Source organism: bacterium (assembly GCA_018814885.1).
Classification (GTDB): Bacteria; Krumholzibacteriota; Krumholzibacteriia; order LZORAL124-64-63; family LZORAL124-64-63; genus JAHIYU01.
On sequence record JAHIYU010000105.1, the window covers coordinates 48,667 to 60,352 of the forward strand.

The 11,686-nt window shown below is 64.5% G+C and carries 10 protein-coding genes and 1 pseudogene; 3 read left to right on the forward strand and 8 right to left on the reverse strand.

Annotated features, from left to right (window positions below):
* Positions 1-92: 92 nt before the first annotated feature.
* Positions 93-953 (reverse strand): M20/M25/M40 family metallo-hydrolase, encoded by an 861-nt coding sequence (locus KJ554_06830; GenBank protein ID MBU0742041.1) that lies wholly within the window; start codon positions 951-953, stop codon positions 93-95.
* Between the two features lie 587 nt (positions 954-1,540).
* Between KJ554_06830 and KJ554_06835 the strand changes: the two genes are divergently transcribed.
* Entirely contained in the window at positions 1,541-2,506 is a 966-nt protein-coding gene (locus tag KJ554_06835) for an IS110 family transposase (protein MBU0742042.1), read from the forward strand.
* Positions 2,507-2,808: 302 nt separating this feature from the next.
* On the opposite strand, the gene KJ554_06840 is transcribed toward KJ554_06835, so the two are convergent.
* From KJ554_06840 to KJ554_06860, 5 genes are all read right to left on the reverse strand, one after another.
* Complete coding sequence (locus KJ554_06840; protein ID MBU0742043.1) at positions 2,809-3,417, reverse strand: hypothetical protein; 609 nt, start codon at positions 3,415-3,417, stop codon at positions 2,809-2,811.
* A 381-nt stretch (positions 3,418-3,798) separates the two neighbouring features.
* Positions 3,799-4,131, reverse strand: a complete 333-nt coding sequence (locus KJ554_06845) for a hypothetical protein (protein MBU0742044.1) — start codon at positions 4,129-4,131, stop codon at positions 3,799-3,801.
* A 795-nt stretch (positions 4,132-4,926) separates the two neighbouring features.
* On the reverse strand, positions 4,927-5,016 hold the full coding sequence (locus KJ554_06850) for a transposase (protein MBU0742045.1): 90 nt from the start codon (positions 5,014-5,016) through the stop codon (positions 4,927-4,929).
* Positions 5,017-5,123: 107 nt separating this feature from the next.
* Entirely contained in the window at positions 5,124-5,864 is a 741-nt protein-coding gene (locus tag KJ554_06855) for a hypothetical protein (protein ID MBU0742046.1), read from the reverse strand.
* 28 nt (positions 5,865-5,892) lie between these two features.
* Positions 5,893-6,483, reverse strand: coding sequence for a sigma-70 family RNA polymerase sigma factor (locus KJ554_06860; protein MBU0742047.1), 591 nt, complete (start codon positions 6,481-6,483; stop codon positions 5,893-5,895).
* A 188-nt stretch (positions 6,484-6,671) separates the two neighbouring features.
* Between KJ554_06860 and KJ554_06865 the strand changes: the two genes are divergently transcribed.
* The gene (locus KJ554_06865) at positions 6,672-9,770 is read left to right on the forward strand and encodes a CHAT domain-containing protein (GenBank protein MBU0742048.1); all 3,099 of its coding nucleotides are present in this window, start codon (positions 6,672-6,674) and stop codon (positions 9,768-9,770) included.
* On the opposite strand, the gene KJ554_06870 is transcribed toward KJ554_06865, so the two are convergent.
* Positions 9,767-10,384, reverse strand: a complete 618-nt coding sequence (locus KJ554_06870; protein ID MBU0742049.1) for a hypothetical protein — start codon at positions 10,382-10,384, stop codon at positions 9,767-9,769. The two genes, KJ554_06865 and KJ554_06870, sit on opposite strands and share 4 nt — an antisense overlap.
* Positions 10,385-10,614: 230 nt before the next feature.
* On the opposite strand from KJ554_06870, the gene KJ554_06875 reads away from it, so the two are divergent.
* Positions 10,615-10,857, forward strand: coding sequence for a DDE-type integrase/transposase/recombinase (locus KJ554_06875; protein ID MBU0742050.1), 243 nt, complete (start codon positions 10,615-10,617; stop codon positions 10,855-10,857).
* A 267-nt stretch (positions 10,858-11,124) separates the two neighbouring features.
* On the opposite strand, the pseudogene tnpA reads toward KJ554_06875, so the two are convergent.
* Positions 11,125-11,558, reverse strand: a pseudogene (gene tnpA, locus KJ554_06880) (IS200/IS605 family transposase).
* Positions 11,559-11,686 lie beyond the last annotated feature (128 nt).

Genomic DNA, 11,686 nt, shown 5'->3' on the forward strand with positions numbered 1-11,686 from the left:
CAGCTCTGGATTCCGTAATCCCGGATCGCGTAGAGGCGGACCTTTGTTTTACATCCGAGATGTCGTCCAAAGCCAGTCAGGGACACACGGGGTCAGCGACAGAGCTCGGTCTCGCCGGAAGCCAGTTCGCGGACGAGGACGAGCCCCAGTCCGGCGACCTGCCGGATCCGTGGGAAAGAGAGCCGGTCGACTTCGTCGCTCGGTCGGTGCAGATCGGCATGGGCTCCACAGAACAGCCCCAAGGATGGAATGCCGGCATCGGCGAAGCTGCGACTGTCGCTCGCGCCGCCCTGGGAGACATCATAGTGCAACGGCAGCCGGCTCCCCTTCTCGTTCGCCCCGGCACAGACATCCCGCAACTCCGGGCACACCGACTCGCTGTCCATCACGGTGATGCCTCCCGGCTTGGGCCAATACGTGTCCTCGCGGCCGATCATGTCGATGTTGACGTTCACGAAGATGCGGCCGCGTTCGACCGGCCCGTGGTCGAGGAAGTGGCGCGAGCCCAACCGAGGATCCGCTTCGTAATCCTCGCCGGTGAAGAAGACGAAGAGCACGGCCCGCTCGAGGGGATCCTTCGCCACCAGGCGGGCGACCTCCAGGACCGCCGCACAGCCGCTGGCGTTGTCGTCCGCGCCGTTGCAGATCTGACCGTCGATCGGCGGGATGTGGTCAAGGTGGGCACAAACGAGAACGTACTCGCGGCCCAGATCCGGATCCGCGCCCGGGATGAAGCCGACGACGTTGTAACATGTGTCGGCGGCGGCACCGGAGCCGTCATCGGGGATCGGCGCAGGGACCGGGTGAAGGAAACCGCCCAGGTCCTCCCCGCCGGACGGGAATGGTTGCAGACCAGCCGCTGCGAGCTGACTCGAGACGTATTCGGCGGCGATCCTGTAACCCCGGGAGCCGATCACCCGTCCGCCGAGATAGTCGGAGGCCAAGAAGTACACGTGCCCCCGGAGCTGATCGATGGAAATTTCGTTCGTTTCGGTTCCGCAGACGCCAGAAGCGAGAACAGTGGCCATAAGACATACAGGCAGGAGAATCCGGGATCGCCATGCGGTCCGGCTCATGTGGTAGCTCCCTGTTCTTCTCGCGTACGAATGATGAATACTTCGCGATCCCATATACGACGGGCGACTTGTCGATGTTTCGCCAATACATGTCGGACAGACATGCGGAGGGATGGCGGAATTGCACCCAGGTCTCAACGGGACCCGATCTTCGTGAACCGGGCCCCGCCCTCTCTCCGCTTCCCAATGTACATCGCTAGACCTTATGGAGTGACCGGCCCCCGTGTCGTAACATCGTCATGTCACTAGAACTGGCGATGACGACCGGGTGGCAAGCACCGCAGTCGCGGGTTAACGCCCCAGGGCGTCAGAGCCGCATACGACGAAGGGAGCCGACCATGAGCAGTATAGCCCACGCAGGACTCGACGTGCACAAAGAAACCATCGCCATCGCCCTGCTGCCCGCGGGCAAGACCCGCCCGCTGGAATGACAGATCGCCAACGAGCCGACGGCCGTCCGCCGGTTGATCCGCAAGCTGAAAGCCTGCGGCCCTGTGGCTTGCGCCTACGAGGCCGGCCCCACCGGCTACGCCCTGCAGCGCCAACTCGAGGGCGCCGGGATCCCCTGTCTGGTCGCCACCCCCTCTCTGATCCCCGTGCGCTGCGGCGACCGGGTCAAGACCGACCATTGCGACGCCCGCAAGCTGGCCGAGCTGCTGCGGGCCGGGCTGTTGACCCCGGTGCACCCCCCGACCGAGGAGGAGGAAGCCGTGCGCGACCTGAGCCGATGCCGCGAGGACGCCCAGAAGGATCTGGTCCGCTCACGGCATCGTCTCAGCAAGTTCCTGCTGCGCCGCGGGCTGGTGTTCCGCGGCGGCCGCAACTGGTCCCAGCGCCACCGGACCTGGCTCAACGGCCTGAAGTTCGAGCGGCCGGCCGACCGGATCGTCTTCGAGGACTATCTGCTGGCGGTCGAGCAGCACGAAGCCCGGGTGGCGGCCCGGCTGGCCGAGGTCGCCGCTGCCGAGCCGTACCGCACGCCGGTAGCCCGTCTGCGCTGCTTCCGCGGCATCGACACCACCACGGCCTTGGCTCTGGTCGCCGAGCTGCACGATATCCGGCGCTTCGCCGGCGCTGCCCAGCTGATGGCCTACCTCGGCCTGGTGCCCAGCGAGCACAGCAGCGGCGGCAACAGACGACAGGGGGGCATCACCAAGACCGGCAACGGGCATGTTCGCCGCCTGCTTGTCGAAACCGCCTGGCACTACCGGCACAAGCCCTCGGTCGGGGTGAAGCTCCGCAAGAGGCGGTGCGGACAACCACCGCAGGTGATCGCCCGGGCCGACCGGGCGCAGCAGCGACTATGCAGGCAGTACCGCCGCATGACCGCCCGCGGCAAGCATCACAACACCATCGTCGCCGCCATCGCCCGCAGGCTGGTCGGATATCTGTGGGAAACGCTTCGAGAGGCGCAGCCGGTCATGGCCTGAGGGGAAGAACGTGCGCTACGGAAATCGGAAAGGGTGGATGAAGGCGGGCACGATCCCGGGAACCCGCGATACCGCTATGCGGCTGGGCGCCAAGACCCAGATCCGTGCCACTAGACTGCGGTACCCCACGACGGAGCACGGTCATGCGGCTCGGCGCCGGTTCGCCGGCGCAACCCACGCATATCAGAGTGACACGTCGTCGAAGCAGCCTGTCTCGTCCACCCTCTCCGACTGCCGAAAACAGGCACAGCAAAGGCCGCCTCCCCGAAGGAAGACGGCCCTTGACACAGGGTCACTCCATATCAGCGGTACATACTCTTCAAGGTCCCCCAGTCGGCGGTCTCGCTCGCGACGGTATCGAGGCACTCGGTGTCGAAGTTGTCGAGGTAGGCCACCGCGCCGGGGCCGACCACGAACGTGATGGTGTGCGTGCCGAAGCAGTCGGGCTCTCTCTCGGTATTGTCGCCCCAGGAGGTGCTGGGCGGGAAGCCGACGGGCGGCTCGAACAGGTCGTCGGGATTGGAGAAGGTGCCGTCATCATCGACGTACACCCCGATCCAGGACCCGATCAACCAGGCTTCGAAGAAGAAGTCGTACTCGATCTGACAGACGGCGTCGGGGTACGTACCATCGCAGTCGAAGGTGAAGGTCACGGTGACCACGCCGCTGCCATTGCGGTTGTCGATGCTCAGGACGTTGCCGGTGGCGCCGGGAGGCGTGGAGCCGCCGAGGCTGGCCGCGGGCACTACCGTCACGGTGCTGGGGTCGCCGGTGATGACGCCAGAACCGGAGTACGGGCCGGGCGGCATGCCGTCGAAGCCGGTGCCTTGGACGTCCGCCATCGCGACGGCGGGCAGGACCAGGGCGGTCAGCAGGATCAGTCGAATCAGGTTCGTTCTCTTCGTATTCATTGCTCTTCTCCTCGTCAAGGGCATCGGGGACTGGTCATGACGGGGGTGTTTACTGGATCGATAAAGCCTTACATCTTGGCGATGGAAATAACGGGGCCGTGAAGTAATCGATCGCGCCGATCAACTTGTGCTTCCAGAAAACTCGCCGACCGGATATCCAAGGACTCATGCGAGCAGCCCGATGGGTGGCCATGATGCCCAAATTCATCCTGCACACCCTGTTGCCACGATCAGATCCCACCGACTGCTCGCCCTGGAGACCCCCGCCCTCCGCCACCAGATCAAGGGTCTGGGCGAATAACTAAGCACCCCCGTGGGACGCGCATAGGAATGGTTGTGGATATGGTTGAGATCAATCATCGCCCTCTCCCCGGGCGCAATTCAGAGCAGCTTCGCGGATTCTTTGGCCACGCAGATGATGTCTTCGCCGAGTGCCTTGATGCGAGCTTGGAGTTTCGCAAGATTCTCGTTCAGGGCTTTCGACACTTTCACTGTCGCAACAAGGATCTTAAACGCATCAACATCCAATAGCTGAGGTTTTAGGGCTTCTAGGTCGACTATGTCGGCCTGCCGGATCTTCGCGAGGTCGGCCGCCAGATCCTGATCGGCGGCTTCAGTGCTCCGTCTCGAATCCCCGCGGAGTTTGGCCCTCAGATCTTCCCAGAAGCCCATTTTTCCTCCTCCTGATTGATATCGGATCTCGTCTCTGATCATCTGTAAGTCCTCAACGAGGTTCCCAGCCTCGAACGTCTTCCGATTGCCCCCTTCAACCATCCGGGAGGCTTGCCACAGCCCAACATTGATTTGCTCTGAGATCCCTCAGGCCCATGGTCTTCGAGACGTCATCCTGGCGTGCTGGACATTGCGAATACTGTTCAATCGGGCGGTGATCACAGCATTAGCTTTCGAAAGCACGTTGACGACCTGCAGCAGATCTCGCTTTTGAGCATCGAGAGAATCCAGGAGTTCGTGATGCTTCGCCTTGATCTCCTCGAGGGCGATCTCTGTCCGGGCCTGCAAGCCCGATAGCACCGGATTTGGCTCTGAGTGTGAGGCGAGGCCGACCAAACCTCCTTCCTGGATGGAAATCCTCAGGTAGACCGGCTGCCGGCAGTTGACTAGATAATCGCGTATCCGAGTGCGCAGATCGTCGAAATGCAATTCGATCAGGACAACTTACGACCGGTGGACCTCGATCTAGTACTTGCCCATAACGTAGAACAACTCGACAACCTCTTTGGGAACACGCGAGCACAGCCGGGTCAGAGGGATCACCAGGACGACAAACGACAGAGTGGGGATTAACGAGATTTTCATGGAAGGGACAGCAAGCGCGGCTCACTGGCAGATCTTCTTCGCCACCTGGTATCTCGCGGCTTCCCGGTGTCCCGGCGGCTTCCGAGTTTTCTTGCTATCAGGTTCTTGAGCGCGTTGTTCTCGAGTCTCAGGTCCGCGTATCCGCTTCAGCCTCGCGTTCTCAGCCTCGAGCACCTCGATACGTTCCAGCTTCTACGGCGACGGCCCACTGTACTTTGACTCCCACTCGTAGCAGGTCGCAGGGCTGATGCCGTGCTTGCGGCATACGTCCTGGGCCTTCAACCCGGAGTCGGCATCGCTGAGGATCTAGGCGGTCTGCATATCGGTGAACTGGGACATCTTCATCGGAACCTCTTTCTCTCAGCGGTCGGCGAAAACCGGATCGACTGTCACTCGCGCCAGCGGACCACCGCCAGCGCCAGCAGGAACAGTCCAGCTAGGCCGAGCCCATGAATCCAGCGCTGCGCCCAGCGCAGGCGGTGGGCGGCTACCTCGAAGGACGTCCCGGAACGGAACGCCACGCTGGTGCGTCCGGGCGGGAGCAGATCCACCGGCCGGGCCGACAGCACGGCCTTGTATGCGGCGCCTTCGGTCAGGCCGGCGTCTTCGGGCAGGTCGATCCGGTTGCGATCGGTGGTGCCGGTCCAGGTGAAGTCGCCGTCGCGATCGGTAATGCGCACCTCATATCGGGTGGCTCCGGGCACCTCGGTCCAGCTCAGGCAACACGCGCCGGCCGGAACGACCTGTCCTTCGACTGGTCGCGTGAAGCGGGCCTCTACTTCGCCGCGAACCGCCATGTCCGCGCCGACCGGGCGTGGCGGCAGGAAGAGGACCCCAACCAATGACGCCACGATGGCCAAAGTCGCTGCGATACCTGCCGCGCGCGCCAAACCCGAGGACCAGGACGCAGCAGCAGGCGTTGCGCCCAGATCGATCTCGCCGTCGCGAACCAGGCGTCTTGCGCAGGCGTCCAGATCACGGTGAAGCCGGCAGGCGTGACAGACCAACACGTGAGCCTCGAGCTCGCGCCGCAACACCGCGTCGAGGTTGGGGATGTCCAGCCGCCAGATCTCTTCTCCCACGTTCGGGTCGACGCATTCGTAGGAGGTGGCGGAGTGTTCCGTCGTCATCCTCGTCCTCCACTGATCGTGATCGGATTCATCGACGTGTCCTTCTGGTGTAACGACTACCGAACCGTCTTCGGTTGAAGAATTTCATGACTTTTTTCAGGCAGATGTTTTTACGGTGATAAATGCCCTGCACCGACGACAACCCGGCCTTCCGGCGCAAGATCTCGATGGAAGTCTCCTCTAGGTAGATGTCCCGCAGCAGCCTCCGGCAGTCCGGATCGAGGGACGCCAGGGCCTCGGCCAGCAGGTTGCGGGTCTCCTGGGCATCCAGCAGGTCGAGCGGGCTGGCGTCTGCGCACGGAATGCGCCCGGCCATCTCGTCGATATCGACACCTTGTCGCAGCCGGCGCCAGTGATAGAGGTTGCGGCAGCGGTTCAGGGCGCAAGTGACCGCAAAAGCCTCAGGGTTGTCGGGGCTCACCCCGGATGCCCGCAAGTACTGCAGTATGGCCAGCAGCGTGTCCTGGACGATATCATCCCGGTCGGGATCGTTGGCGGACAGAAAAGCATAGACGACCCCGCGCACCTCCACGTCAAGGGTTGCGCAGACCCCCCGGCCTGCCGCATCATCCCCCGAGACGTACGCCGCGATGTCGCGTTTCAAGGCCTTGCGGTCCAACGTCATCTCAGTCCGATGGTAAGACGTTCACGGCTGGCTCCCACTCCGGGGACTGCTGGTGTCGATGTGCGAACGGAGCCTGCATGCCCCACACGCGTCGAGGGTGTTCGAATTTTATTAGAATCATACTATGCAGTCGCGATCGCTGTCCAGCTTTGTGGATCGCGGCGCTGTTCGCGGCGGTCCTGGTGGCGATATCGGGAGGCTGCGGGGATGGCGGGACCGACGCCACGACGGACGGCGTGCCTCTCTCGCCTGGACTCCGCCCCCTCGTCGAGGCCGCTCTCGACGCCCTCGACGGTCCCGACCGGGGCCGCACCGACGTCGCACGGGACCTGGACCTCTATGCCGACCTGCAGCAGGCGCTCTGCGATCCGTACCGGTGCGGGGCCGCCGTGGACAGCCTATTCGCGGCGTGGACGTCGGCGCCAACAAATTTCCTGTGGCCGGAACTGGCCATGCGCAACCGGTCGTACCTGGGACGCCCCGATCGCCTGGCGGAGATCCTCGACCGCTACGACCTGTCAGACACGACGACAGCCGTCGGCGCCTACATTCGCGGCTGGCGTAATGTGGGCTACACCTCCGGCGGTGAGGAATTTCGCCGGGCCTGGGAGATGCGCGACCAGCTGGAGCCGCTGCAGGCCTTTTGGCTGATCCTGAAGCTGGCCTGGATCGAGCGGCTTGCGGGCGACGGCACGCGGGCCTTCTCGCTGGCCACGGACGCGCTGCCCCGGGCTCGGGAACTTGGCGGCCGCCGTGCGGAACTGGTGGTATGGACGGAGATCGCACGGGCCCTGAATAGGATGGACCGCCTGGACGACGCCCTGCACGCAGTGGGCGTTGCGGAACGTCTGGCCGGGGCCGTCGTGCGGGAGACCGGCAATGTCTTCCTGATGCAGAGCCAGCGCCTGCTGCGCGCCGACATCCTGGCGGCGCGGCGCGAAACCGAGGCGGCCCTCGCCCTGTACGAGGCTTGCGCCGATACCTGTCTAGACCACCGTCTGCTCACGCTGGCTGCCAAGAGCCTGAACCATGGCGGCATACTCACCGCCGGTACCGGCGACTACGAGGCGGGCCTGCGCCTGTACCACAAGAGCCTGCGGATCGCCCTCGCCGCCGAGGATTCCCTGAACGTCCCGCGGCACTTGATGAATATCGCCCGTAGGTACCGGCTTCTGGGAAATCTGGATTCCTGCCTGGTCTATCAACGCCGGGCCGAGGTCTGGGTCGAGGCCTACCCGGACCTGCGCAACCGCGCTCGCCTGCCCCTGATGCAGGCCGAGTACCACGCTCAGGTCGGCGATTACGCCACGGTCGATTCGCTACTCGCCGCTGCGGCCGCCATGACGCCCAACCTGACCACCGTGGAGGCGCTGGCGGAACTCCATCTCCAGATCATCAAAGACGGCCTGGAGCGCGGCTCTCCCGACGCAGCTTATCGCTCGATCGCCCTGCTCGATTCCCTGCGCGATCGCCTGGGCGACTCTCTCGCCGACCGCAACGTGATCGTGGATGTGGACCTGCACTCCGCCGAGTTCCTGACGCGGCAGGGACAGTTCGCCCGGGCCCTCGCGGCCCTCGACCAGGCGCGAGACGCCCTCGAGCACCGACCCGACCCCACCCGCTCCTGGCAGCTGGCGCGGACGCGCGGGACGTTAGCGCGCCGTCGCGGCGACCTAGCCGGGGCCGAGGTGTCGTACCGTGAATGCGTCGGCTTGGCCGAACGGATCGACGACCCAGACCTGCGCGCCACCGGCAGCCTGCTGCTCAGCGTCGTGCTCATGGACCAGGACCGGTTCGCCGAAGCCCGCTCCGTCCTCGGGGGCGACGGTGGCCGCTACCGCACGCGGCTGTCGGTGCGGCTCTTTCGCGGTATGGCCTACACGGGCGAGGGGCGGCACGACGACGCGCTGGCCGAGCTGGAGGCCGCGCGCGACCTATGCACTCCCTGGTCGCCGCGCGACCTGGTGGCAAGGATCGACCTGGAGACAGGCCGCGCCCAGGCTGACGCCGGAAGGGTCGAAGAGGCCGGCGAGGCCTACGCAAGGGTCAGGGACGAGCTTTCGAGGCACAGAACGACCCGGCTGTTCGGGACCGAGGCGGATTATTATGGCGATCTGAGACGCGAGCTGGTCGAGGCCGAGCTGAGCCTGACAACCCGTACCGGGCGGCACGTGTCGACGAGCGAGGAAGCGCGGCGGGCCCTGGAGCAGACGTGCGCCCTGCTGCCGGGCTGGCGGACTAGCGGCGACGCGGCCGGCGCATCCGGCGATTCCTGGCACACGCCGCAGATGGTCTTCTTCTGCGGGAAGCGAGCCTCCTTCCGCTGGGACATAGCCGCGGCGGGCCTGACGCTAAGCCGGCTGGCGGGGGAACGGGAACTGGCGATGCAGCTGGGCACGGTGCTGGCCGACCTTGGCCATCCCGGACGCGACACGGTCGTGGACGAGATGGTTGCGCTTGTCGCGGCGCTGGGCGGCACCCCGCCGGACTGGCACGACGGACAGACGCTTCTGGTGGTCCCCGACGGCGTCCTGCGCGGCGTGCCCTGGGTGGCCCTGCACGGATCACGACGGGAGGACGGTTGGCTGGATCTGGGGCCGATCGTCATCTCGGATACGCCGTCGTCAAACCCTGCGGCGGCTGCCCGGCACACCCGACCGGGGCGGCTGCTGGCGCTGGGCGTCGACGACGTCGCCCGTGCGAAGGTCGACGGCCTGCCGCCCCTACGCCACGCCGAGCGCGAGGCCCGCGAGATCCACGGCCGGTGGCCGGCGGACCGGGCTGAGTTGCGCGTCGGCGGCGGAACCGTCGCCGCAGACCTGAGATCGGAACCGCTCTCCGGATACGACGTGATCCATGTGGCCAGCCACGCGGTCGTCTACCGGGGGTCGTCGCGCGAGGTGTCGCTGTTGCTGGATGGCGACTGGAACGCACCACTGACCATGCGCGAGATCCGCGGCCTCGACCTGGACGCCGAGCTGGTCTTCCTGTCCTGTTGCGAGGCGGCCGACGGCTCGACCTTGAACGCGGGTCAGGCCCATGCCGACCTGGCGAGCGGTTTCCTGGACGCAGGGGCCGCATCTGTCGTGGCACCGATTCTGATGATCGAGGACGAGGCCGCCCAGCACCTGGCCGGACTGTTCTATGACGGGTGGCTGGCGGGCAAATCGGCGGCCGTCGCGCTGCACGACGCGCAGATCGCCATGCGCGACGGCGATCCGCGCCTATCCCACTCGTTCTACTGGGCGTTCTACCTCGTCCTCACCTCACACGGCCCCTAGTCCCGCAGCTGTCCCACCTCCCAGTCTGAGAAGTGGTTCACCTGGAACATCACCTGCAGACCGGCCCGACCGGGATGCACGTCCACTTCGCCGAACTCCTCGTAGCGAACGTCGACGACCTCACCGTCCTCGTAGACGGGCGTCACGTGCCAGAAATGGGTCGGCATCCGCTCGTCCCTGGGCATGTACGTGCCCAACACCGTCACCGGCTCCAGGAACTGCATCCCGTGGGGCTCGAGGCGGAAGACGAGCGGCAGCCCGCGTTCGGCGAAGGCCATGTACGAATCGAAGGTGGGCACGCGCAGCGTGAACTCGACGGGCAGGGAATCGGTGGTGTTAAGCGCGCCGGGCGGGACCAGCAACCCAAAGTTGCTGTCCTCGGGCCACGTTTTGGCAGCGCCGGTGAGCAGCCCGCCCCACCTGGGCGAGATCGTACCCGTGATGACTTCGTAGTCCAGAGATTGGAGCAAGGCGTGGTGGGCCAGCGGAGTCGTGGTGTTCATCTTGGCGGCAAGATCGGCGCCGTCCTCCTTGAGACCCACGGGATCGGTCTGACAGCCGACCACTGCGGCCAGGATCGCAGTCACGAGTACGAGCTTGAACTGGGTGCGCATGGAAATCTCCTTCATTCAGTGATCGGGGCCAGCGTTCTCCCCGGGAACAAGTCGCCGGGCGGAGTCGGCCGGATTGATCGAACGCCAACCCCGCTCCATGACGACAAGCTTGAATCATTATTTTAAAGCGTTTTTGTGCTCGTGTGACAAAAATAGATTTTTAGGGCGTCCGGCGGCCGGGTGGGATGAGCTGTCACCAAGCGAAGGCGCGATGCACAGTGGAGCGACTGATGCAAAACCTAGGCATCTGCGGGGCAGTACGAGGCCGGAAGCCCAAGACGACGATCCCCGACGAGGCGGCGGCTCGCCCGGCCGACCTGGTCGAACGCGACTTCACCGCCTATCAGCCCAACCAATTGTGGGTGGCGGACCTGACCTACGTGGCGACCTGGCGCGGGTTCGTGTACGTCGCGTTCGTCATCGGCGTGTTCTCGCGGATGATCGTGAGCTGGCGTGTGTCGAGCCCTCGGTAGGCAGCGTCGGCGACTCGTACGACAACGCGATGGCGGAGACGATCATCGGGCTGTACAAGACCGAAGTGATCCACCGGCTCGGTCCTTGACACAATGTCGATCACGTCGAGTTTGAGTCCCTCGACTGGGTGAACTGGTTCAACAACGGGCGGCTGCTCGAGCCGATCGGAAACATCCCACCAGCCGAGTTCGAGGAATCATGTACCGCCCGCAGAGCGGGCGGTTTGATGAAGGCCCCCAGAGGGGGCCTCCAACACAAGAAGAGGGCTAAAGCCCTCCGAGGCTCAGTTGCTCCTGCCGACGCTCTTCTTCCTCCTGGGCTCGGATTACGCGCGAACCATAGACTCGTCCAAGCCTACCGTGCTGGCGCAATACCCCCGGGACCAAAAGTGGAAACCCGTGAAATTCTTCGTCTTCCCCAGGTACTGACGATGAATCTGGATCGCCGACTTCCCCTTCAAAAACCCAACCGTGTTGGCGACGCTAAACTTCGGCGGGATCGACAGACACATGTGCACGTGGTCGGCCAAGGCGTGACCCTCCACGAGTTCTACACCGTGTTGCCGACACAATCCTCGCAAGATCTGACCGATCCCCTTTCTCAGCTGGCCAAACAGCACCTTCTTGCGGTACTTTGGAACGAACACGATGTGGTACCGACAGTACCATCGTACGTGAGACTGGCTCTGCCATTCTCGCATCTCGGTCTCCTTTCCTTTTGAACTGGGCAGTTCTGGGAAAGGAGACCGTATATCATATATGCACGCCGTTACGGCAGAGCCATTTCGAGTCTCGCCGCCAGAGGCGGCGGCTTACCAGGGTTGAGTTA

Bases quoted from the DNA above. Each gene is read 5' to 3' on its own strand.
- KJ554_06870 (MBU0742049.1), bottom strand. From the start codon at position 10,384: ATGCGCACCCAGTTCAAGCTCGTACTCGTGACTGCGATCCTGGCCGCA.
- KJ554_06845 (MBU0742044.1), bottom strand. From the start codon at position 4,131: ATGATCAGAGACGAGATCCGATATCAATCAGGAGGAGGAAAAATGGGC.
- KJ554_06855 (MBU0742046.1), bottom strand. From the start codon at position 5,864: ATGACGACGGAACACTCCGCCACCTCCTACGAATGCGTCGACCCGAAC.
- KJ554_06840 (MBU0742043.1), bottom strand. From the start codon at position 3,417: ATGAATACGAAGAGAACGAACCTGATTCGACTGATCCTGCTGACCGCC.
- KJ554_06875 (MBU0742050.1), top strand. From the start codon at position 10,615: ATGCAAAACCTAGGCATCTGCGGGGCAGTACGAGGCCGGAAGCCCAAG.